The organism is Streptosporangium heterodermiicola, from assembly GCF_051390675.1.
Taxonomy (GTDB): Bacteria; Actinomycetota; Actinomycetes; order Streptosporangiales; family Streptosporangiaceae; genus Streptosporangium.
Map to the genome: position 1 here is coordinate 1 of NZ_JBPJSR010000085.1, position 703 is coordinate 703.

Consider the following 703-nt stretch of genomic DNA (forward strand, 5'->3'; position numbering starts at 1 on the left):
ACGCGCCGAGATCGAGGCCATGCCCACCCCCAACGAGCTCGTCCCCCAGCTGGAAAGACTCACCGCCGAACACCGCGGCACCACCGCGAACTGATCGGCGAGGCCCCAGGAAGGAAAGACCATGCGCGTCCTGTTCACGTCGTACGCCGAGAAGAGCCATTTTCTGGGGATGGTTCCGCTGGCGTGGGCGCTGCGCAACGCCGGCCACGAGGTACGGGTGGCGAGCCAGCCGGAGCTGACCGACGTCGTCACCGGCGCGGGCCTCACGGCCGTGCCCCTCGGCACGAACCACGGCCTCGGCAGGCTGCTCCAGCTCGCCAAGGACACCGGCCAGGAGAAGGATTTCGACATGGCGGAGAACCGCCCCGAGATGCTCACCTGGCAGCAGATCAAGACCGGCTACCAGGGGCACGTCCTGTGGTGGTGCCGGGTGGTGAACGACTCGATGATGACGGAGCTGACCGAGTACTGCCGGGAGTGGCAGCCGGACCTGGTGATCTGGGAGCCGCTCACCTACGCGGGAGGGGTCGCGGCGAAGGCGTGCGGAGCGGCGCACGCCCGCTTCATGTGGGGGCTGGACCTGTTCGCCCGGATGCGCGGCCACTACCTGCGGGCCAGGCAGGAGGCGGGGGTCAGCACCGACGCGCTCGGGCAGTGGCTGGGGCTGCACGCCAGGCGCCTGGGGGTCCCGTTCTCGGAGGAT

Annotated in this window: 1 protein-coding gene; it reads left to right on the forward strand. The window is 69.7% G+C overall.

Annotated features, from left to right (window positions below; all coding sequences use genetic code 11):
* Positions 1-121: 121 nt before the first annotated feature.
* The coding region (locus ACSC1Q_RS42995) for a glycosyltransferase family protein (protein ID WP_495573955.1) at positions 122-703 on the forward strand (582 nt) is incomplete at its 3' end.